This is a genomic window from Streptomyces sp. NPDC025273, from assembly GCF_040638585.1.
GTDB classification, from domain to species: Bacteria; Actinomycetota; Actinomycetes; order Streptomycetales; family Streptomycetaceae; genus Streptomyces; species Streptomyces cinereorectus.
Map to the genome: position 1 here is coordinate 145,222 of NZ_JBEZYP010000006.1, position 22,078 is coordinate 167,299.

Here is a 22,078-nt window from a genome sequence, read left to right on the forward strand (position 1 = left end):
CGGTCCCGCTGCACCCGCAGCGGTGGACGGCGGGCCCCGGGGTGCGACACCCGAGGCCTGAGGACGACCGGCGGCCGCCGGTCGTCCTCCTTCGCCTCGGGTTCCAGAGGACAAAGCCGTCCTCCTCCGCCCCCCAGAGGACACAGCGCTTCGGTCGGCCACGATCCGGTGTGGCCGACCGCTCCGCACACACGCCGTGCCGACGTGCCCGAGCCAGGGCTGCCGCGATACCCGGCGCGGCACACTGCCGGCATCCGTGGCCGTACGCCCGGCTGTTCACCGCAGCCGGACGGGAGAACACGGCTTGGCCGTCATTGTTCGCGGCAGGACCGGAACGTTCGCTACTTGCTCACAGCGAAACGCATCAGGGCACGTTCGTCGCCCTGCTTGATCTTGCCCGTCTCGTTGATCACCTGGAGCTTCCAGCCCGCACCGTCCCGAATCGCCTTGGCCACGGCGCAGCCGTTGTCGTCAGTCAGAAGGCTCGGCCAGATGTCGGCGACCTGCTGGGTGGAGCCCCCGGTCGCGTCGTAGACCTTGAAGCTGATGTTGCGCGCGTTCTGGAAGTCGCTCCGCTTCTTGTACGCGGCAGCGATGAACACGATGGCGGTGATGTTGGACGGCACCCTGGCGAACTCGACCGTGACCGTCTCGTCGTCACCGTCGCCGCGCCCGGTCTGGTTGTCCCCGCTGTGCAGCAGCGAGCCGTTGCCGAGGGGGTCAAGGGAGTCGAGCCCGGCCAGCCGTACGGGCTCCGCGCCCTGCATCGCGACAGCGATCAGGTCGAGGTCGGTGCCGGCCTTCTGCCGGAGCTTGCCCAGCAGCCCTCCGCTGCTCCCCACGGTCGGGTCCCAGGACACCCCGATGGACAGGTGGGTCACCCCACCGAGGTCGGCGGGGCCGTCTTCCTTCTTCAGCGTGATCATGCGTGATCCTCTTGGTCGCGAGATTGCTACACCTGAAGTGTGCCTGGTCCCGTGGATGCCGGGCCCGCCCGGGGTGCTACGCCTCTGGCGAGCTCGAGCGCGACCGGGCCGCGCGCGTCGAGAACCGCGAATCGTCGTACGGACGGAGAGCTCCGCATCCGCGGGCCATGAGAAGAGGAATCCGGACACGCCGGGATCCCGTAGCTGTCCTGTCGGTCTCGAACTGCCGATTCCAGGGCGTGGCTTCGTCCCGCCACGAGCGGACCGTGCCCCACCCCGACGTGCGGACCCCAGGGCCGTCAGGCCGATCTCCGAGCGGTTCGGCCGACGTCCGCACTCGCCCACGCCACCCGCCGTCCGGCTGCGTGTGTCCGGTGTGCCTCGCACGTCACCACACGACGCGTGATCGGGAAAGCGCTGCGGGGAAAGCGCTTTCCCACCCGTCGAAGATGCGGTGAGATGATGCCATGAACCATCCCGTCCCCAACCATCTGGACCACTGCTACCGCGGTGAGCACCCGGTGCGCACCCTCGGCCACCTTTTCCGTCCCGATCGCGGCGCGCTGCTGCTCGCCTCGTGCATCTTCGTCGTGAAGCACAGCCCCATCTGGCTGATGCCCCTGATCACGGCGACGGTCCTCGACGTCGTCATCCAGCACGGCCCGCAGGCCGAGTTGTGGCAGGCGACCGGCATCCTGCTCTTCATCCTCATGATCAACTATCCGCTGCATCAGTGGTACGTGCGCCTTCTGGGCGGCAGCATCCGTCGCATGGGCACGGCACTTCGCTCCGCCCTGTGCCGCCGGCTGCAGCACCTGTCCATCGGCTACCACGCTCGCGTCAACTCCAGCGTCCTGCAGACCAAGGTCGTCCGGGACGTGGAGTCGGTGGAGCAAATGGTGCAGCAGAGCTCCGACATGGGTCTGGGCGCGCTGGTGACCCTGACGGGCGGCCTCGTCGTCATCGGCTTCCGCACCCCTGAGTTCCTGCCGGTGTTCCTGATCGTCGTTCCTGCGGCCGGGTTCCTGGTGATGCGGCTGCGGCATCGGCTGCGCACCCACAACGAGCACTTCCGGCGCGAGGTGGAGCACTTCTCCTCGCAGGTGGGCGAGATGACCACGCTCATCCCGATCACGCGTGCCCACGGCTTGGAGCGCGCCGCGCTGGGCCGCGTGGACGGCTCCCTGCGCCAGGTGTTCGCGGCAGGCCTGCGGCTCGACGTCATGAACGGCCGCTTCAACTCAGCGGCCTGGGTGATGCTCAACATTCTCGGAGTCCTCTGCCTGACGGGCTCGGGGCTCGTCACGTATCACGGCCTGCTGCCCGTGACGCCCGGCGATGTCGTCATGCTCAGCACCTTCTTCACCGTGCTGACCAGCTCGGTGACGACACTGCTGGGACTGGCTCCGGTCATCAGCAAGGGCCTGGAGTCGGTGCGCTCCGTCGGCGAGGTGCTCCAGGCTCCTGACCTGGAGAGCAACGAGGACAAGGCCCCGGTGGAGCGGGTGACGGGCCGGATCGACTTCCAGCAGGTCGGATTCGCGTACGACGGTGCGGCCCCGGCGGTAGACGGCTTCACCCTCACCGCGCGCCCCGGCGAGACGATCGCCTTGGTCGGCGCGTCCGGCGCGGGAAAGTCGACGGTGCTGAACCTGCTGATCGGCTTCATCCGGCCGACGACGGGCAGCATCCTGCTCGACGGAGTGAACATGGCAACGCTGGACCTGCGGAGCTACCGCCAGTTCCTGTCCGTGGTGCCGCAGGAATCAATCCTGTTCGAAGGCAGCATCCGCGACAACGTGACCTACGGCCTCGACGACATCGACGAGGAGAGACTGCGGCGGGCCCTGCGGGACGCGAACGCACTCGCCTTCGTGGAGGAGTTGCCCGACGGCTTGGACACGGTGGTCGGCGAGCGGGGGGCACGCCTGTCCGGCGGCCAGAAGCAGCGCCTGGCCATCGCCCGCGCCCTGATCCGCGACCCGCGCATCCTGGTCCTCGACGAGGCGACGTCGGCGCTGGACAACCGTTCCGAGGCACTCGTTCAGCAAGCGTTGGCCCGTCTCGTGCACGGACGTACCGTGTTCGTTGTGGCACACCGCCTCTCCACGATCCAGGGCGCCGACCGCATCGTCGTGATGGACGGCGGCAGGATCACGGAGGCGGGGACGCACGCGGAACTCCTCTCCAGGGGCGGGACGTACGCGGGACTGCAGCCGGCCGTGCACAGCCAGGGGCTGCTCGCCGAGAACTCCACCGGCCACCGCGTCTGAACGGCACCGCGGCAGGGGCCGGGTGTTCCCGGCCCCTGCCGCGTACGGCGCCGCCAGGGGTGGGACCGCGTCGCCGTGGCTGGCGGCGGACCGGCCGAGAGGCCGAGGAGCTGAACCGAGCCGACCCCGTACAGAGTCGCCTTGAGCGGCCCCAACCCCGCTGTCCTCGCGGACGCTCTGCGCTGACGAGGATCGTTCCGGACGGCATGTCCCCCTGACGAGGAGCGAATCGGACCTGGTGACGCGGCTGCGCGGGCCGGATGATCCGAGGTGGCCGGAGTGGCCGCAGGACTGCGACAGGAGCACGAGGCATCGCCGGCGCGCCGGTCCAGCGGCGTGCCGCCGATGTCCCGCTGGCAGTGCGTGTTGCGAGGAGTAGAGGCCGGCTTTGCTCACCGGCCACCGCGGGAGCCGCACGGACGGCTCCGCGCCACCCTCGGAGCCGTCCGGAGTGGTCCGCCAGTCGGTCTCAGTCGGCGAGGAAGTCGAGAAGGTCCGCGTTGAACCTCTCCTTGTCGCCGGGGACGAGCGCGATGCCGTGGGAGCCGCCCTCGTACACCTTGAGCGTGGCGTTCGGGATGAGCTTCGCCGACTTCCGTCCCGTGGCATCGATCGGTACGACCTGGTCGTCGTCGCCGTGCACGATCAGGGTCGGCACGTCGAACTTCTTCAGGTCCTCATGGAAATCGGTGGCCGCGAACGCGTCCACACAGTCCACAGCACCCACGATGGTCTGGGCCATGGCCATGTGCCAGAAGGCGTCCTCGTTTCCCCTGGGTGACCTTGTTCCCGTCCCGGTTCGCGCCGAAGAACCCGACGGCCGTGTCCTTCCAGAACTGCGAGCGCTCGGCCAGGATGCCCTTCTTGATGTCGTCGAAGACGGACCGGGGCACGCCCTCGGGGTTGTCCGGGCCCTGGAGCATCAGGGGCGGGACCGCGGAGAGCAGAACGGCGGACCTGATGCGGTCGGTGCCGTGCCGGCCGATGTAGCGGGCCAGTTCGCCGCCGCCCATGGAGTGGGCGACCAGGGTGGCGTCGCGCAGGTCGAGCTGCGTGATCAGATCGTTCAGGTCATCGGCGAACGTGTCGAAGTCGTAACCGTCGTAGACCGGCGTGGAGCGTCCGTGCCCTCGACGGTCGTGCGCGATGCCGCGGAAACCTCCGTCGGCGGCGGCCTTCAGCTGGTCCTGCCAGGCGTCGCCGTTCAGCGGCCAGCCATGGATGAAGACGACGGGGCGTCCCTGGCCCCAGTCCTTGTAGAAGATCTCGACACCGTCACGCGTCGCGCAGACAGGCATGGGTACTCCCTCCCGCTTGTGCGGCAGCCCGCCGCCGAGTGGGCCCGCCCGGGTGCAGGACTCTCCCGGCCGACCGGCCGGGTCCGCCGGGCACCTCTGGGACCGACCCTTTTCCCGTCCCATCTTCCACGCACCAGGGCCCCTCGCATCTCCACACGACCTGGATACCCGCGCCTGACGACGGCGCTGGCGTTCCTGGTGTCCAGCCCGCCGGTTCCCGAGCCCCAGCCGGCTACGCCATCCACGACTGTCCGCCGGTGAGAGGGCGGCCTGCATGGTCCACCGGGCAACCCATTCGTGGTGTATCGGGCAGGCTGGGCAGCCAGGACAGATGACGTGTGTCAGCCAGTCGCAGCACTGCCGGGGAACTGGATCGCTTTCGTGAACTCGAGCACGTCGTAACCCAGTTCCGTGGGAAGTCCTGGGTGGCGGCTCTGCCGGTGCACTCGTTGTCCTGGTCGAACAAAGGCGTGCCGGAGAGTGCCCGCGCTGCGGTAGTTGGAATCTTCTGGCTTGTTGCGTTCGCTGGTGTCGGTAGCATCAGCCGCCATACGCATATGAGACACAGCGAAAGACGAGGACTGCATGTCCGAAAACACTCCATCCACCGTCAGCGCGGACTACGCACAGAGGATCACAGATGATCTTGCAGCGAACCGGAATGAACAGGACCGGGCTCGCGCCGAGCTGACCCGCCTGCAGGAGGAGCTCATCCAACTGGAGGAGAGCGAGCAGATCCTGGTCAAAATGCAGGAGGTGCTGGGCGGTGCCGGAAGGTCGGCGGCACCCAAGGGCAAGGACCGCAAGGCGGTGTCCGTTCCCGCGGCTCGCCGTCCTCGGAGCAAGACACCGGCACAGAAGGGGGGACGCAAGCCGAAGCCCCGGGTGCAGGCGGGTCAGGAGACTCCTCCGGCCAACGGAGCCGCAGCATCGAAGGGGGCCGGCGAGCCCACATGGCGTGAGTTGGTCACCAGGTACCTCGCCGACGAGCGGGAACCGAAGTCTGCAGCTGAGGTGACTGTCGCCTTGGCCGGGTCTCACCCTCAGCGCAAGACCCAGGTCGCGGTGGTACGCAACACCCTCGAGCAAGGGGTCGCCCATGGGCTGCTGGAGCGTTCCAAGCAAGGGCGTTCCGTCTACTACAGCCCTGTCTCGGCCTCCCCTTCCGACTCGGCGCACGACGGAGCCGGGGAGCCGGCCCAGTAGTACTGGCTGGCCGTGGTAGGCGGGGTCCCTCGCCCAGAGCCGCATACCTGGGGGGCCGCAGGCACACTCGGGTGGGTCCTCGCCCACGGCCCTCCCGGCCGGCTCACTGCAGCCAGGACGGGCCCGGCGGCGGTTCGTCGGCCTTCGGGGGAACGCCACACCGCACCGCGGCATCGGACCAGGCGGGGACGACGGGTGCGCGTGGCCGGCGCACGGACCACATGGGCGTTTCGACGTTCGCGGCGGCTCCTTCGTGCGCAACGGGGAGCCGCTTCCGTATGTGCGGGGGTGCCGGTACGCCGTGGCTTCAGTCCTGGGCCGGGGCGTGGACGTCTCCCCGGTCCGCCACCTGGGAGCAGCCGGCCGGGAGGAGGGCAGGGCGACACCTGGAACTCGTTCACGCCGTTCAGCGACCCGGACGGCGACGGCCGGGTCGTCCAGGAGGCACCCGGCGAACTGCCGGCACGCTGACGAACGAGGAGTGCCCGGCGGCGGGTCCGGTACAGGGGAGGTGCGTGCCTGCGCCCCGCGGGCCGGCCCTCCCCCTCGTTCTGAAAATGATTATCATCATGCTACGGTCGTCGCACGCTCAACCTTTGAACTGCCCTTTACCCGGAGTGACCTCGTGCGCGTCCCGTCCCGTCTCCTGCTCTTCCCCGCGGCCCTGGCCGCCTCCACCCTGCTCACCGGCTGCTTCGCGTCCACGGACGCCACCAGCGGCACCGGCGCGGGCGAGCGCCTCCGCGTCGCGATGATGCAACCGCCGCGCTCGGGCCTGTCCCCCCTCTCCGACGACGCGTTCAAGCTTTCCCGCTGGTCCACCGCGGAGACGCTCGTGCGCCTGAACGCGAACGGCGACCCCGAGCCCGCGCTGGCCACCGGGTGGAAGCAGTCCGGCAGGAGCTGGACCTTCACCCTCCGCGAGGGCGTGACTTTTCACGACGGCACCGAGCTGACAGCCGAGGCCGTCGTCCGCTCCCTCACCAGGGCCACGGCTGCCTCACCCAAGCCCCGCATACTCGACGGCGTCGAGCTGACCGTGAAGAGGGGGGACGCGGGCACCGTACTCGTCACCACCGGCGAGGAGGACCCCCTGGTCCCGCAGCGGCTCAGCTCCCCGCAGTTGTCGATCCTCGCGGCGAAGGCGTACACGGGGAAGACGGTGAACCCGGTCGGTGCGGGCACCGGCCCCTTCGAACTGACGAAGGTCAACGGCACCTCCTCCGCCGCCCTTGACCGCTACGACGCCTACTGGGGCGGCACGGCCAAGGCTCCCGGCATCGACGTGACGTTCGTGCCCGACGGCACCGCCCGCGCCGCAGCCCTGCGCAGCGGTGAGGCCGACATCGTCGAGGCGGTACCCGTCTCGCAGGCCGCGCTGCTGGACAAGGACCTGATCACCGAGGTCCCGATGCCGCGCACCAACACGCTGTACCTCAACACGGAGAAGGGCGCCTTCAAGGACCCGGCGCTGCGGGCGGCGGCCCGGGAGGCGATCGACGCCGAGTCGCTCGTGAAGGGCGTGTACGAAGGGAGAGCAGACGTCGCCGGAGGGCTGCTCGGGCCCGCGCTGCCGTGGGCGGCCGGCCTGCGCGAGCCGGTGCGCCGTGCGAAGGCGGGCGACCCGGCGGGCAGGAACATCACCATCGGTACGTTCACCGACCGGGCAGAACTGCCCGAGGTGGCCGCCGCGCTGCAACAGCAACTGAAGAAGGCGGGGTTCCAGGTGAGGCTGGAGGTCCGCGAGTACGCGAACATCGAGTCCGACGCCCTGGCGGGCGCGTTCGACGCGTTCGTCCTCTCCCGGGCCACCGTCCTCGATTCCGGCGACCCGGCCGCGTACCTGTACAGCGACTTCGCCTCCGACGGCTCGTTCAACATCCCCCAGCTCGCCGATCCGGCCGTGGACAAGGCCCTGGACGAGGCGGGCGCGACACCGACCGGTGATGCCCGCCGCCGAGCCGTCGTCGGCGCCGAGGCCGCCGTGCTCGCCACCGACGCGGCCGTGCCGATGCTCCACGAGCGCGTGATCCAGGGCGACGCCGCCGACGTGGTCGGCGCGGCCCACGACCCGCGCGAGCGGGAACTGGTCACGCTCGACACCCACATCAGGTGAGGCCGACCGCAGCGGGGGTGACCCGCGCCGTCTCGCTCGCCGCCGCACTCGCCGCCGTCGGCCTGCTGCCCTGGCTCTCCGGCCGGGACCCCGCACTGACCGTGTTGCGCGCCCGGTCCGCCGAACAGGAACCGACCGAGGAGGCCCTGTCCGCGATCCGCCGGGACCTCGGTCTGGACGCCGGCCCGCTCTCCCTGCTCGGCGACTGGGCCACCGGGCTGCTGCATGGCGACCTCGGCACCTCCTGGGTGTCGGGGACGGACGTCATGCCCTCCGTCGTCTCCGGGCTCCAGGTGTCGCTGGGCCTGATGGCCGCCGCGCTGGCCGTGGCGGTGCTGCTGGCTGTGGCCCTGGTGGCCCCCGTACTGGTGCGCGGGCGGGGGTCTGCGGGGGCGTTCGCCGCCATGGCCGCCGCCGTGCCCGAGTTCCTCCTGGCCACCGTGGCGCTGCTGGTGTGCGGAGTGTGGCTGGGGTGGCTCCCGACGTCCGGCTGGCAGGGACCCGAGTACCTGGTCCTGCCCGCCCTCGCACTCGGCGTCCCTGCGGGCGGCCTGCTCGGACGGCTCGTCGCGGACGCGCTGCCCGCCGTACTGGACGAACGGTGGGTGGAGCTGTGGCGGGGAGCGGGAGTGAACCGCACCCGTGTCTCGTTCGCCGCGCTGCGTCGCGTACTGCCGCCGCTGGTACCACAGTTCGGGATGGTCGCCGTCGGCCTGACGGGCGGCGCGGTCGCGGTGGAAACCGTCTTCGCGGTACCCGGCATCGGACGTACCGCGCTGGGCGCGGCCAAGTCGCAGGACCTGCCGCTGCTCCAGGGGGCCGTCCTCGCCCTGCTCGCCCTGGGCCTGGTCACCGGCGCACTGGCCGGCCTCGTACGACGCCAGCTGCTGGGCCCCGCCCTGCGCGACGCCGGGCTCTCGCTGCCGCCGGCCCGGCCTGTCCGGGCGCACCTGGCGGTCCCTGCCGTCCTCGGCACCCTCCTGCTGACCGCGATCGGCTGGGGCCTGCTCCGCGATCCGTACGCGGTCGACACCACGGCCCGGCTGGCCCCGCCCTCCTGGGCGAACCCGATGGGCACCGACGGACTCGGCCGCGACGTACTGGCCCGGCTCGGCCACGGGGCCGCCTCCACGGTCGGCACGGCGGCGGCCGTATGCCTGCTGAGCCTGGGGGTCGCCCTGGCCCTCGGCTTCCTGCCCGGCATCGCGGCGGGCGCGGCGGACATCGCCAACGCCCTGCCGCCCGTGATCGTCGGCATCCTGGTCGCGGCGGCGGCCGGTCCCGGCACCGGCGGCGCGGCCCTCGCGGTCGCGCTGATCTCCTGGCCGCCCCTGGCCGCGCATGCGGCGGCGCTGGTGCAGGAGGTACGGGCGTCGGCGTTTCTCACCGCCCAACGCGCCATAGGCGCACCACCGCTGTGGATCCTCACCCGGCACGTCCTGCCGTCCGTCGCCGCCCCGGTGGCCCGGCACGCCCTGCTGCGGCTGCCCGGCGTCGCCCTCGCCCTGGCCTCCCTGGGATTCCTCGGCCTCGGCGCCCAACCGCCCGCCCCCGAGTGGGGCCTGCTCCTCGACGAGTCCCGCGCCTACGTGGAACGCGCCCCGTGGGCGGCCCTCGCCCCGGCCGCCGCACTGGCCCTGCTGGCAGGACTGGCTGTGTCGGGCGCGGCGTACGCGCAGGGCCGGGGAGGCCGGCGCACGACCGGACGCACTGTACGGAAGGAGACCGCCCATGCAGTCCGAAGCACTGCTGTCGGTGCGTGACCTACGGATCGCGTTCGGCGCGGTCGAGGCGGTGCGCGGACTGACGTTCGACGTCCGCCCGCGCGAGGTGTTCGCCCTCGTCGGGGAGTCGGGTGCGGGCAAGTCCCTCACCGGTCGGGCGCTGCTCGGCATGCTGCCGCGCGGCGCGACGGCCGGCGGCAGCGTGCGGTTGCGGGACTCCGCCGATCTCGCGGCCGAGCGCGGACGCCGGATCACCCTTGTCCCCCAGGACGCCATGTCCGCCCTCTCCCCCGTCCACCCTGTCGGCGACCAGCTCGCCGCCGCCGTGCGGTCGGTGCGGCGCCTGTCCCGCGGGGAGGCACACGCCCGTGCCGTGGCAGCACTGGACCGGGTCGGCATCCCGGACGCCGTGCGCCGGGCACGGGCCTACCCCCATGAGTACTCGGGCGGCATGCGACAGCGCGCGGTGATCGCCATGGCAACGGTCAATGAGCCCGAGGTCGTCGTCGCCGACGAGCCGACGACCGCGCTGGACGAGGAGCGCCGCGAGCAGGTGCTGCGGGTGCTCGCCGAGCAGCGGGAGGCGGTCGGCGCCGCACTGGTCCTCATCACCCACGACCTGGACGTAGTACGGGACCACGCGGACCGCGTGTTGGTGATGTACGCGGGGCGGGCGGCCGAACTGGGCCCGGTCCGGCAGGTCCTGGGCCGTCCGCGCGCCCCGTACACGACGGGCCTGCTGTCCTCACTCCCGCAGGACGGCCCCCGGCGCCGCCGGCTGCCGGTGCTCCGCGGCACCCCGCCCGCGCCGGACGCCCTCGGGCCGGGCTGCGCCTTCGCGCCGCGCTGCCCGCTGGCGACGGACCCGTGCCACGAGAGCGAACCGGGACTACGGACCGTGGACGGACGCCTGGTCGCCTGCCATCACGCCGCAGACGTGCCCGGCCCTCTCGGGGAGTACCTGTGAACCACCCCCTGCTGGACGTCCGCGACCTCGTCGTCCGCTACGGCCCGGTGACCGCCGTGGACCATGTCTCGTTCGCACTGGACGCCGGTGAGACCCTCGCCCTCAACGGCCCCTCGGGGTGCGGCAAGTCCTCCACCGCCCTCGCGGTGCTCCAGCTACGCCGGCCCGACGCCGGGAAGGTCCGCTTCGAGGGGCGGGAGCTGACGCCCCTGGCGGAACGCGAACTGCGCCCGCTGCGCCGACGCATGCAGCCGGTCTTCCAGGACCCCTACGGTTCCCTCAGCCCTCGCCACCGCATCCGCGACGCGGTGGCCGAGCCACTGAAGGTGCACGGCAGATGGAATCCGGCCGACGGCCCCGCACGCGTGGCCGAGTTGCTCGACCGGGTCGGCCTCGACCCGTCGTGCGGGGACCGTCGTCCGCACGAACTCTCCGGCGGCCAGTGCCAGCGGGCCGGAATCGCCCGCGCCCTCGCCTCGGGACCGCGGCTGCTCGTCCTCGACGAACCGGTGTCGGCACTCGACGCCTCCGTGCGGGCCGGCGTGCTGAACCTGCTCGCCGATCTGCAGGACGAGCTGGGCCTCGGCTATCTGTTCATCTGCCACGACCGGGCGGTCGTACGGCACTTCGCGGACCGGGTGATCGAGATGCGGGACGGACGCACCGTCCACGCCTGACGGCTGCGCCGCGGCCCACCGGACGGCCCGGTCGCCGCGTCGTGCGCCCTCGGCGCGTGGCCTCCTGGCAGCACCGTCGCCGGCCGTGGCGGTTGCCCGTACGTCGGTGAGCCGTGTGGCGATGCCCGCCGCGATCCGGCCGGGGGGCGGGAAGGCGGCCGAGTTCCGGCCTTCGTCCGGTGCCGGTCCCGACAGCGGGCCGAGGATTTCCCCGACCGCATCGCCGCCCTCGAAGCAGAACACCGTGGGATCGAGTCGCTACCGGCCGAGGCCGCGGACGGGCGTGCCGGCAGATCCCACCTGGCCCGGCCGGCTGCTGGATGTGGTCACCCTGTTGCGCGAGCACATCCTCAAGGAGCAGGACGGCGTCTTCCCCGCCGCGCTGGCGACCCTGTCCACCGAGCAGTGGGAAGCCGTGGAGGCCGTACGCGCCGAGGCGGGCGGCACCCTGTCACCTCCGCCCGCCTGAGCAGTTGTGCTCCGGCGCGCGGAAGATCTCCACGAGCCATGATTTCCGTGATCGTGGTGGGACTGTTTCCCTTTGGGGGGACGACAGTCGTAGAGTCGTGTGCGGTCGGCCTCGATCACGACTCGCACGGGCTCGCGTGCCCGGGAGCGGAGTGCACTCGGTGAGCACGGACACCAACCCGGAGCGGGCCCAGCCGGGTATGGACGGCGAACTGGCGGAGGCGCTGGTGCGCAGCCGCCGGTTCTTCACCCGGGCGGAGGTCTCGAAGGATCTGCGGACCCTGCACCGGATCGGCGGACGGCAGGCGGACGACTTCTACCGGGACCGCTGGTCGCACGACAAGGTGGTGCGCTCCACGCACGGAGTGAACTGCACCGGTTCCTGCTCGTGGAAGGTGTACGTCAAGGACGGCATCATCACGTGGGAGTCGCAGCAGACCGACTACCCGTCCGTCGGCCCGGACAGCCCGGAGTACGAGCCGCGCGGCTGCCCGCGTGGGGCGGCGTTCTCCTGGTACACCTACTCACCGACCCGGGTGCGCTATCCCTACGTCCGTGGGGTGCTGCTGCAGATGTACCGCGAGGCGAAGGCCCGCCTCGGGGATCCGGTGGCGGCTTGGGCGGACATCGTCTCCGATCCGGAGCGTACCCGCCGCTACAAGACGGCGCGCGGCAAGGGCGGCCTGGTGCGGGCGAGTTGGGACGAGGCGGTGGAGATGGTGGCCGCCGCGCATGTGCACACGATCAAGGAGTACGGTCCTGACCGGCTGGCCGGGTTCTCACCGATCCCTGCGATGTCGATGGTCTCGCACGCGGCCGGGGCCCGGTTCTACTCGCTGGTCGGCGGGGTGATGCTGTCGTTCTACGACTGGTACGCGGACCTGCCGGTGGCCTCGCCGCAGGTGTTCGGCGACCAGACGGACGTACCCGAGTCGGGCGACTGGTGGGACGCCGGTTATCTGATCATGTGGGGCTCGAACGTGCCGGTGACCCGCACACCGGACGCGCACTGGATGGCGGAAGCCCGCTACCGCGGCCAGAAGGTGATCGCGGTCGCCCCGGACTACGCGGACAACGTGAAGTTCGCCGACGAGTGGCTTCCCGCCCAGCCCGGCACCGACGGGGCACTGGCGATGGCCATGGGCCATGTGATCCTCAAGGAGTTCTTCGCCGACCGGCGGACTCCGTACTTCGAGGGTTACGTCAAGCGCTACACGGATCTGCCGTTCCTCGTCGCACTCGACGAGGACGAGGACGCGCCGGGCACGTACACGCCCGGCAAGTTCCTGACCGCCGCCGACCTCGGCGGCGAGTACGCGGCCACCGAGCACGCGGACTTCCGGACCGTGCTCCTGGACGCGTCGACGGGACAGCCGGTGGTGCCCAACGGCACGCTCGGCGACCGCTTCGGCGAGTCCGGCGCCGGCAGGTGGAACCTGGACCTCGGCGACACCGACCCGCTGCTGTCCGCCGACGGCGGTGGGGAGGCCCCGGTCACCATCGGGCTGCCCCGCTTCGACGCGCCCGACGGCACCGCGGGACGGCTACGGCGCGGGGTGCCGGTGCGGCGGATCGCGGGGCGGCTGGTGACCACCGTGTACGACCTGTTGCTGGCGCAGTACGGGGTGGGGCGGGAGGGTCTGCCCGGCCGGTGGCCGGTGGGATACGACGACGCCACCGAGCCGTACACCCCGGCCTGGCAGGCGGCGATCACCGGGGTGGACGCAGCGAGGGCCGCACGCATCGCCCGGGAGTTCGCGGCCAACGCAGAGGAGTCGAAGGGCCGCTCGATGATCATCATGGGGGCGGGCACCAACCACTGGTTCCACTCCGACACCATCTACCGGGCCTTCCTCACCCTCACGACGGTGACGGGCTGCCAAGGCGTCAACGGCGGCGGCTGGGCCCATTACGTCGGCCAGGAGAAGGTCCGCCCGCTCACCGGCTATTCGGCGATCGCGACCGCCGCCGACTGGAACCGTCCGGCCCGGCAGATGATCCAGACCGCGTACTGGTATCTGCACAGCGACCAGTTCCGCTACGACCCCTTCTCGGCCGACACCCTCTCCGCGGCGGGCGGCGGCAGCCCGTTCGCCGGGAAGACCACCGCGGACGTCATCGCGCAGTCGGCGCGGATGGGCTGGATGCCGTCGTATCCGACCTTCGGCCGCAATCCGCTGGACCTCGCCGACGAGGCCGAATCCGCCGGCCGCCCGGTCGCCGAGCACATCGTGGACGAGCTGAAGGCCGGCCGGCTGCGGTTCGCGGGCGAGGATCCCGACGCGCCCGAGAACTTCCCCCGGGTGCTGACCATCTGGCGGGCCAATCTGCTCGGCTCCTCCGCCAAGGGGAACGAGTACTTCCTGAAGCATCTGCTGGGCACCGATTCCTCGGTCAGTGCCACGGAGGCGCCGCCACAGGCCCGTCCGAAAGACGTGGTGTGGCGGGAGGAGGCTCCGGTCGGCAAACTCGATCTGCTGCTCACGCTCGACTTCCGGATGACCAGCACCACCGTCTACTCCGACATCGTGCTGCCCGCCGCCACCTGGTACGAGAAGCACGACCTGTCCAGCACCGACATGCACCCCTTCGTACACGCGTTCAACCCGGCCATCGCGCCGCCGTGGCAGACCCGCACCGACTGGGACGCCTTCCACACCCTGGCCAAGGAGTTCAGCCGGCAGGCCGCGGACCACCTCGGCGTGCGCAACGACGTGGTCGCCGCCCCGCTGCTGCACGACACCCCGGACGAGCTGGCCAATCCGCACGGGAAGGTCCGCGACTGGAAGGCGGGCGAGTGCGACCCGGTGCCCGGCCGCACCATGCCGAAACTGATCACCGTGGAGCGCGACTACGGCGCCGTCGCCGAGAAGATGGCCGCCCTCGGCCCGCTGCTGGACACCCTGGGGGCCACCACCAAGGGCGTCACCTTCAAGCTGGAGCGGGAGCTGGAGTACCTGCGGCACAAGAGCGGCACCGTGCGCGGCGGGGTGGCGCACGGCCGCCCGTCGATCGCGCGCGACACCCAGGCGTGCGAGGCGATCCTCGCCCTGTCCGGGACGACCAACGGGCATCTCGCCACCCAGGGCTTCCGCACGATGGAAGTCCGCACCGGCAAGGCGATGGCCGACCTGGCGGCGGAGCACGAGGGCAAGCAGATCACCTTCGCCGACACCCAGGCCGGCCCGGTCCCGGTGATGACCTCTCCGGAGTGGTCCGGCTCGGAGTCCGGCGGGCGCCGCTACTCGCCGTTCACCATCAACGTGGAACGCCTCAAGCCGTGGCACACCCTCACCGGCCGCCAGCACTTCTACCTCGACCACGACTGGATGACCGCGCTCGGCGAGCAGCTGCCCGTCTACCGGCCACCGTTGAACATGAGCGCCCTGTTCGGTGAGCCGCGCATCGGGGACACCGGCGAACTCGGCGTGACCGTGCGCTATCTGACCCCGCACAACAAGTGGTCCATCCACTCGGAGTACCAGGACAACCTGCTGATGCTCTCGCTGTCCCGCGGCGGCCCCACCGTGTGGGTCAGCAAGGAGGACGCCGAGAAGATCGGCGTACACGACAACGACTGGATCGAGGCGGTCAACCGCAACGGCGTGGTCAACGCCCGCGCCATTGTCTCGCACCGCATGCCGGAGGGCACGGTGTACATGCACCACGCCCAGGACCGGCTCATCGACGTGCCCCGCACCGAGACTACCGGCCGGCGCGGCGGCATCCACAACAGCCTGACCCGGCTGCTGATCAAGCCGAGCCATCTCATCGGCGGCTACGCCCAGCTCTCCTACGCCTTCAACTATCTGGGCCCGACGGGCAACCAGCGCGACGAGGTCACCGTCATCCGCCGCCGCAGCCAGGATGTGGAGTACTGATATGCGCGTCATGGCCCAGATGGCAATGGTGATGAACCTCGACAAGTGCATCGGCTGCCACACCTGTTCGGTCACCTGCAAACAGGCGTGGACCAACCGCCCCGGCGTCGAGTACGTGTGGTTCAACAACGTCGAGACCCGGCCCGGGCAGGGCTACCCGCGCCGCTACGAGGACCAGGAGACCTGGAAGGGCGGCTGGGAACTCAACAAGCGCGGCAAGCTGTCCCTCAAGGGCGGGGGCCGGTTCAAGAAGCTGATCACGATCTTCTCCAACCCCAAGCTGCCGTCCATCGACGACTACTACGAGCCGTGGACGTACGACTACGAGACGCTCATCAACGCCCCGCTGCAGGAGCACACCCCCGTCGCCCGGCCCAAGTCCCTGATCAGCGGCAAGGACATGAAGATCACCTGGTCGGCGAACTGGGACGACAACCTCGGCGGCTCGACCGACCACGGCGGGAAGGACGTCCTGCTGGCCGGCGTCTCGGAGAAGATCAAGTTCGAGTTCGAGCAGACCTTCATGTTCTACCTGCCGCGGATCTGCGAGCACTGCCTCAACCCGTCGTGCGCCGCTTCCTGCCCCTCCGGCGCCATCTACAAGCGCGAGGAGGACGGAATCGTCCTGGTCGACCAGGACCGCTGCCGCGGCTGGCGGATGTGCGTCACCGGCTGCCCGTACAAGAAGATCTACTTCAACCACCGCACCGGCAAGGCCGAGAAGTGCACCTTCTGCTTCCCGCGCATCGAGGTCGGCATCCCCACCGTCTGCTCCGAAACCTGCGTCGGGCGCCTGCGCTACATCGGCCTCGTCCTCTACGACGCCGACAGGGTCCTCGAAGCCGCCTCCACCCCCGACGACACCGGGCTGTACGAAGCACAGCGCGAGGTCTTCCTCGACCCCCACGACCCCCAGGTGGCCGCCGAAGCAGAGAAGGCGGGCATCCCCCGCGACTGGATCGAGGCAGCCCGGCGCTCCCCCGTCCACGCCCTGATCAGCACCTACAGGGTGGCCCTCCCGCTGCACCCGGAGTACCGCACCATGCCCATGGTCTGGTACATCCCGCCACTGTCCCCGGTCGTCGACGCCATCCGCGACACCGGCCACGACGCCGAAGACAGCGGCAACCTCTTCGCCGCCGTCGACGCCCTGCGCATCCCCGTCGACTACCTCGCCCAACTGTTCACCGCAGGTGATCCGGCCCCCGTCGACGCCGTGCTGCGCAAGCTGGCCGCGATGCGCTCCTACATGCGCGACATCAACCTGGGACGCGAGCCCGACGACAGCGTCCCGAGCGCCGTCGGCATGACCGGCGAACACCTCTACGACCTGTACCGGCTGCTGGCACTCGCCAAGTACGACGAGCGCTACGTGATCCCGCCCGCCCACGCCGAACAGGCCCACAGGCTGGAGGAGCTGGCCACCGAGTGCAGTCTCGACTACGACGGCGGGCCCGGGATGGGCGGATCCGGCCCCTTCGGTGAGTCGTCCGGCGGCCCCGCTCCCGTGGCGGTGGAGAACTTCCACGTGCTGCGGGAGAGGCAGACCGCGGACACGGCCGCCGCGCCCACCGACAAGGACACCCGTGTCAACCTCCTCAACTGGGACGGCAGGGGGGCACCCGAGGGGATGTTCCCTCCGAAGCGTCCCGGCACCGAGGGAGAGAGCGAGCCCCGACCGTGAGTCGCATCGCGAGGATCACCGGAGCCGTACGCAACGGCGCGAAGGCAGGAGAGGCCACGAGCGGCAGGTGGGGCGCGCGCGGCACGAACTCCTCCGGCGCCGCCTGGCTCCCCTCCGCCTGGCAGATCCAGTCGCTGCTGCTGGCCTACCCCGACGACACCCTCACCGGCCACGCCGCCCTGGCCGGACGTCTGCTGCCCACCCTGCCCGGCCCGGTACGCGAACCTCTGCGCCGCTTCCTCGACCACCTCGGGAACACGCCCGGCGCCGACCTGGCGGCGGAATACGTCGCCACCTTCGACCACCGCAGGCGCTGCTGCCCGTTCCTGACCTACTACGCCCACGGTGACACCCGCCGCCGCGGCGTCGCCCTGGTGCGGCTGAAGCAGACCTACGCCCGTGCCGGATGGCGGCTCGCCGACGACGAGCTCCCCGACCATCTGGCCGTCGTCCTGGAGTTCGCCGCGGCGGCCGGTCAGCCGGCCACCGGCCTGAAGCTGCTCACCGACCACCGTGCCGGGCTGGAACTGCTCCGCCTGGCCCTGCGTGATGCCCGATCGCCGTGGGCGGAACTGCTGGACTCCGTCTCCGCCACCCTGCCCCCGCTGAGCGGGGACCAGCGCACCGCCGTGGCCCGCCTGGCCTCCGAAGGGCCCCCCGAGGAAGAGGTCGGCCTGGCCCCCTTCGCACCGCCCGAGTACATGCCGGACCCGACCGGAGGCCCCCGATGACCGCCGTCCTGGCCCAAGGAGCCCCCGCCACGGCCTTCGAGACCTTCCTGTGGGTGATCCTGCCCTACCTGGTGCTCACCGCTTTCGTCCTCGGCCACATCTGGCGCTACCGCTACGACAAATTCGGCTGGACGACCCGCTCGTCCCAGCTCTACGAGAGCCGGCTGCTGCGCATCGGCAGCCCTCTGTTCCACTTCGGCATCCTCGTCGTCCTCATCGGCCATGTCGGCGGCCTGATCATCCCCAAGAGCTGGACCGAAGCGGTCGGCATCAGCGAGCACGCGTACCACGTCGGCGCCGTCGTCCTGGGCACGATCGCGGGCGTCGCCACCCTCGGCGGGCTGGCCATCCTGATCTACCGGCGCCGCACCGTCGGACCGGTCTTCTCCGCCACGACCCGCAACGACAAGGCCATGTACGTCGCCCTGACCGTGACCATCGTGCTCGGTCTGGCCGCCACGGTGGCCGCGAACATCGTCGGCGGCGGCTACGACTACCGCGAAACCATCTCCCCGTGGTTCCGCTCCGTCTTCTACTTCCAGCCCGACCCGGACCAGATGGCCGGCGCCCCGGTGCTGTTCCAACTGCACGCGATCAGCGCCCTGCTGCTGTTCGCCGCCTGGCCCTTCACCCGGCTCGTCCACATGCTCACCGCACCTCTGGGGTACCTGACCCGCCCTTACATCGTCTACCGCAGCCGCGACGAACAGTTCGGCAGCCGCACGCCTCGGCGTGGATGGGAGCACACTCGTTGACTTCCTCTCCCTCGCGGCCGGGGGAGAGTGCTACGGATCGCGCAGTGGGGTTTCTGCTTCGTCGCCGACTGCCCGCGCTCAGAACACAGCGATCCGCCACAGCGGCGCATCGCAGCCGGCTGCCCTGCCCCGCAGCAGTCCCTTTCCTCTCCGCCGTGAACGACGGAGTATCCACGGAGGATTCAGATGAGCCCGTCACAGGACAATGACCCCGCGCCCGCCCGTGAGGTGGTCCCGCTCCACGCGGCAGGACAGAGCCTCCTGGCCGACGCCCATGCAGCGAGGGCGAGGCGAGCAGCCCGTACGGTGGTATCCGTCCCCGGACTCCGGACGACGCTGCTCGCCCTCGTCGCAGGGTGTGAACTCGCGGAACACGACGCCCCCGGCGCTGCCACTCTCGGCTGCCTGACCGGGCGGGTCCGGCTGGCCACGACCGATTGCGAGTGGGTACTGGACGAACACGACCTCATTCCCATCCCGGACCAGCGGCATCGGCTCATCGCCGACACCGACTCCGTCGTTCTGCTCACCGTTCGCCTCGGCTGACGGCAGGTGAGGTTCGGCAGACCTCGGAGGACTCGGCGCCGCGGCCTGGCGACGTGAGCCCCCGGCCGTGGGGCGGGCGGAGTGGGACGACGTCTCGCTCCCGTCACCTTTCATGGCCCCGCACCTGACCGGAGTCGGCCACTCGTCGTCGATGCTCATGTGAACTACGCCCCGCGACAGGGCTTCGAGCGCCCGCGCGGGCGATACTGATCGTGCAGTCGCCTCGTCACGCCCAGCTCCGGATGTGGGCCGGGTCCGAGGGGACCGGACCTTTGTCGGTATCTCGGAGGGGAGCCCTTCATGACCACGGCGAAAGACCTGTTCATCATCGCCATGGACCCGAGGCCTGAGCACGCCGTGGGACAGGGTGACCTGTCGCTCGCACTCGCGGGGGCCGAGCTGATCGATCTCATCGGTGCGGGCGCCGTCACCGTGGACGGCGACCGCATCGTGCCGGGCGGGCCGCCCGCGCAGGACGATCGGCTCCTGGGCGAGGCTGCGGCACGACTCACCCGGCAACCGCCCTACGAGCGGATCGAGGACTGGCTGTGGCGCCGGGGCCGGGACCTCTCGGCCACGTACCAGGCCGTACTGGAGGAGGACGGCGAGCTGACGCGGAAGCGAAGCGGCCGGCTGTCCTTCGGCCCGGAACGCGTGGAACCGGTCGATACGCCCAGCCGCCGCCGGGCGGCCGGCCGCTGGGAGCGGAAGGACCCGGTCCTGTCGGCCCTCGCCTCGGTGGTGGGCATGGACGGCGGACGGCCCGACGACGAGCCCCGCCTCGATGACGAGGCGGTGACGACCGTGGTGGCCGCCGTCCACGACGCGGTGATGGAGCTGGAGGCCGTGCGCCAGAGGCGGACCATCGAGAGCGCGGCCTTCGCCAACCTCTGGCGCGGACCGTGAGTCAGGTCCGCGTTCGAGGCCGACAGCGTGGAAGAGAAGATGCCGCGCTGCGAGACCATCACCGTCCGGCGGCCGACCCGGTGGACGACGACCGCACAGAAACCAGGACGGCCGGCAGGTCGACGGCCAGGAGCGTGGCGGAGACGAACCCGGCCAGGCCTTTGCACCACGACCTGCGAGCACGGGCGTGGCGCTGGAGATGAGGCACGCGAGAGTACGCAACCGCCCGTGCGCACTGTGGAAGGGCTGCGCACGGGCGGTTCCCGTCTCCGGGGCATTCCCGGCCCCGGCGAGCGGCCGTGGTCACAGGCCCCGAGGGCCGTCACCCGCCGCCGTGGACTCGGCCAGCTTCTGGAACTCGCCCAGGTCGTAGTTGGCCAGTGCCGAGTCGAGGTTGGTCAAGGCACCCAGATGCTCCACGAACCCGCTGGGTTCGTACTCGATCTGCAGGGCGACCCGGCTGGAGGTGTCGTCGAGCCGGTGGAAGGTGACCACGCCCGCGTGATGCACACCCTCGATCGTCTTCCAGGCGATCCGGTCCTGCGGGACGACCTCGGTGAGCTCCGCCACGAAACTCTTGTCGGCGCCCGGCAGGGACAACTGCCAGGAGAATCGGCGCTCGTCCATCGGATCGACCCGTCGCACGTGGCTCAGAAACCTGGGCCACTGCGTCACATCGCTCCACAGGGCCCAGGTGACGCTGACCGGTGCCTTGATGTCGACGGTTTCGACGAGGGAGGAGGACATGACGGAACAACTCCTTCTTTCGCTCGGTTACGCGTTGTGCTGCCGACTACCCGATAGTCGGCAGCGCACGCCGGTACTCACTCACCGAGCTCGGCGTCCTGCCCGGGACACGCGCCCCGAAGCCGGCGAAAACCCCCCGCCATGTCCGTCGCCGGTTTCGGCCGGGCCGTCCGACCTGACCGTGGCGCCCCGCCTGATGTCAGCGGCCGGTGACCGTGGGGTGGGGAGATTCGTCGACGTGGAGGGTGAAGACGTCGGGGCGGGCGTAGTGGCCGGTGGTGTCGAGGTCGAATCGGGCGCGGGTGAGGTCGTCGAGGTCGAGTTCAGCGGTCAGGATGCCCTCGCCGTCGCGTAGCGGTCCGGCGAGGACCTCGCCGAGCGGGGAGACGATGACGGAGCCGCCACCGATCAGAACCGTATCGGGCTCGTCGCCCTGGACGGGACGGACATCGGCCGGCAGGGCGTCGCGACGCAGATACTGGCCGGCGCTGAGGACGAAGCAGCGCCCTTCCAGCGCGATGTGTCGCATGGTGGCCTGCCAGGCGTCGCGGTCGTCGACGGTCGGTGCGCACCACAGGTCGACGCCCTTGGCGTACATCGCGGTGCGGAAGAGCGGCATGTAGTTCTCCCAGCAGATGGCCGCGCCGAGGCGGGCGGTGCCGGTGTCGACGACGGGGAGGGTGGAGCCGTCGCCCTGACCCCAGAGGTAGCGCTCGGCGGCGGTGGGCATCAACTTGCGGTGCAGGCCCAGGTAGCCGTCGGGGCCGAAGAAGAGCGCGACGCAGTACAGCGTGCCGCCCTGACGTTCGACCGCGCCGACCACGGCGTGGCATCCGAGCTCCCGTGTGACGGCGGCCAGCGCCTCGACCTCCGGACCGGGAATGTCGATGGCCGCGGCGTGGTAGCGGCGGAACAGGTCGCGGCCTGCCGGGGTACGGCTGCCGACCGTGATCCCGAAGTCCAGTCCCTTGGGGTAGCCGCCCAGGAAGGCCTCGGGAAGCACGACGACCTCGGCGTTCCGGTCGCGGACAGCCTCGCGGATGAACTCTTCGGCTCGGATCTGCGCGGTCGGTGTGTCGAACAGTGGAGCTGCAGCCTGCACGACAGCGGCGGTCAGGGTACGGCGGGGGGCAGGTGAGGCGGAGGTCATGGGTCGACGGTAGAAACCCCGAA

The 22,078-nt window shown here is 70.7% G+C and carries 16 protein-coding genes and 1 pseudogene; 13 read left to right on the forward strand and 4 right to left on the reverse strand.

Annotated features, from left to right (window positions below; all coding sequences use genetic code 11):
- Positions 1–341 precede the first annotated feature (341 nt).
- Positions 342–926, reverse strand: coding sequence for a TerD family protein (locus AB0F38_RS13015; protein WP_361891041.1), 585 nt, complete (start codon positions 924–926; stop codon positions 342–344).
- A 467-nt stretch (positions 927–1,393) separates the two neighbouring features.
- On the opposite strand from AB0F38_RS13015, the gene AB0F38_RS13020 reads away from it, so the two are divergent.
- Complete coding sequence (locus tag AB0F38_RS13020; protein WP_361891044.1) at positions 1,394–3,199, forward strand: ABC transporter ATP-binding protein; 1,806 nt, start codon at positions 1,394–1,396, stop codon at positions 3,197–3,199.
- 469 nt (positions 3,200–3,668) lie between these two features.
- Here AB0F38_RS13020 and AB0F38_RS13025 read toward each other — a convergent pair.
- Positions 3,669–4,497, reverse strand: a pseudogene (locus AB0F38_RS13025) (alpha/beta hydrolase).
- A 585-nt stretch (positions 4,498–5,082) separates the two neighbouring features.
- Between AB0F38_RS13025 and AB0F38_RS13030 the strand changes: the two are divergent.
- The 12 genes from AB0F38_RS13030 (at position 5,083) to AB0F38_RS13085 (ending at position 20,158) form a co-directional block, all read left to right on the forward strand.
- The gene (locus AB0F38_RS13030; protein WP_361891047.1) at positions 5,083–5,703 is read left to right on the forward strand and encodes a hypothetical protein; all 621 of its coding nucleotides are present in this window, start codon (positions 5,083–5,085) and stop codon (positions 5,701–5,703) included.
- 625 nt (positions 5,704–6,328) lie between these two features.
- Positions 6,329–7,819 carry an ABC transporter substrate-binding protein gene (locus AB0F38_RS13035; RefSeq protein ID WP_361891050.1) on the forward strand — a complete coding sequence of 497 codons (1,491 nt, stop codon included), beginning with the start codon at positions 6,329–6,331 and terminating at the stop codon, positions 7,817–7,819.
- Positions 7,816–9,582: an ABC transporter permease subunit gene (locus tag AB0F38_RS13040; protein ID WP_361891053.1), complete on the forward strand. Its 1,767-nt coding sequence runs from the start codon at positions 7,816–7,818 to the stop codon at positions 9,580–9,582. The genes AB0F38_RS13035 and AB0F38_RS13040 overlap by 4 nt, the downstream gene beginning before the upstream one ends.
- On the forward strand, positions 9,551–10,510 hold the full coding sequence (locus tag AB0F38_RS13045) for an ABC transporter ATP-binding protein (protein ID WP_361891056.1): 960 nt from the start codon (positions 9,551–9,553) through the stop codon (positions 10,508–10,510). Before AB0F38_RS13040 ends, AB0F38_RS13045 begins: the two co-directional genes overlap by 32 nt.
- A complete protein-coding gene (locus tag AB0F38_RS13050) occupies positions 10,507–11,187 on the forward strand; it encodes a dipeptide/oligopeptide/nickel ABC transporter ATP-binding protein (protein ID WP_361891059.1) in 681 nt (226 codons plus the stop codon). Before AB0F38_RS13045 ends, AB0F38_RS13050 begins: the two co-directional genes overlap by 4 nt.
- Before the next feature lie 283 nt (positions 11,188–11,470).
- Positions 11,471–11,656: a hypothetical protein gene (locus tag AB0F38_RS13055; protein ID WP_361891061.1), complete on the forward strand. Its 186-nt coding sequence runs from the start codon at positions 11,471–11,473 to the stop codon at positions 11,654–11,656.
- Between the two features lie 199 nt (positions 11,657–11,855).
- The gene (locus tag AB0F38_RS13060) at positions 11,856–15,536 is read left to right on the forward strand and encodes a nitrate reductase subunit alpha (RefSeq protein WP_361891508.1); all 3,681 of its coding nucleotides are present in this window, start codon (positions 11,856–11,858) and stop codon (positions 15,534–15,536) included.
- A gap of 1 nt (position 15,537) precedes the next feature.
- A complete protein-coding gene (narH, locus tag AB0F38_RS13065; RefSeq protein ID WP_361891064.1) occupies positions 15,538–17,220 on the forward strand; it encodes a nitrate reductase subunit beta in 1,683 nt (560 codons plus the stop codon).
- On the forward strand, positions 17,217–17,951 hold the full coding sequence (gene narJ, locus AB0F38_RS13070) for a nitrate reductase molybdenum cofactor assembly chaperone (RefSeq protein ID WP_361891067.1): 735 nt from the start codon (positions 17,217–17,219) through the stop codon (positions 17,949–17,951). Before narH ends, narJ begins: the two co-directional genes overlap by 4 nt.
- Positions 17,948–18,706, forward strand: a complete 759-nt coding sequence (gene narI / locus AB0F38_RS13075) for a respiratory nitrate reductase subunit gamma (RefSeq protein ID WP_361891070.1) — start codon at positions 17,948–17,950, stop codon at positions 18,704–18,706. Before narJ ends, narI begins: the two co-directional genes overlap by 4 nt.
- A 186-nt stretch (positions 18,707–18,892) precedes the next feature.
- Positions 18,893–19,252, forward strand: coding sequence for a LuxR family transcriptional regulator (locus AB0F38_RS13080; RefSeq protein ID WP_361891073.1), 360 nt, complete (start codon positions 18,893–18,895; stop codon positions 19,250–19,252).
- Between the two features lie 300 nt (positions 19,253–19,552).
- Positions 19,553–20,158: a GPP34 family phosphoprotein gene (locus tag AB0F38_RS13085; RefSeq protein WP_361891076.1), complete on the forward strand. Its 606-nt coding sequence runs from the start codon at positions 19,553–19,555 to the stop codon at positions 20,156–20,158.
- A gap of 303 nt (positions 20,159–20,461) precedes the next feature.
- Here AB0F38_RS13085 and AB0F38_RS13090 read toward each other — a convergent pair whose 3' ends face one another.
- Together AB0F38_RS13090 and AB0F38_RS13095 are read right to left on the reverse strand one after the other, a co-directional pair.
- Positions 20,462–20,905, reverse strand: coding sequence for an SRPBCC family protein (locus tag AB0F38_RS13090; RefSeq protein WP_361891079.1), 444 nt, complete (start codon positions 20,903–20,905; stop codon positions 20,462–20,464).
- 199 nt (positions 20,906–21,104) lie between these two features.
- Complete coding sequence (locus AB0F38_RS13095) at positions 21,105–22,055, reverse strand: nitrilase-related carbon-nitrogen hydrolase (RefSeq protein ID WP_361891082.1); 951 nt, start codon at positions 22,053–22,055, stop codon at positions 21,105–21,107.
- Between the last annotated feature and the right edge of the window lie 23 nt (positions 22,056–22,078).